The organism is Buttiauxella gaviniae ATCC 51604 (assembly GCF_001654835.1).
GTDB classification, from domain to species: Bacteria; Pseudomonadota; Gammaproteobacteria; order Enterobacterales; family Enterobacteriaceae; genus Buttiauxella; species Buttiauxella gaviniae.
Map to the genome: position 1 here is coordinate 1 of NZ_LXEP01000131.1, position 207 is coordinate 207.

At 61.4% G+C, this 207-nt stretch carries 1 protein-coding gene; it reads right to left on the reverse strand.

All coding sequences use genetic code 11. The features are described from left to right. Positions 1-207: Ig-like domain-containing protein (locus M977_RS24060; protein WP_157092155.1), on the reverse strand; the 207-nt coding region annotated here is incomplete at both ends.

Consider the following 207-nt stretch of genomic DNA (forward strand, 5'->3'; position numbering starts at 1 on the left):
ACCGGTACTTCGTAACGCAGCTGGCCATTGGCATCCGCCACCACGTCGCCGTGATATTCATGGCCGTTCACGCTGACCACCACGTGGTCACCCACCTGCGCATCACCGGACACCTCTCCGCTGATGAGCGTTGGCATACGGGATTCGCTGGCGTTGACGGTGTTGTCACCCGCCACCGTGTCGATAGTGACGGCGTTATGCGCCTGA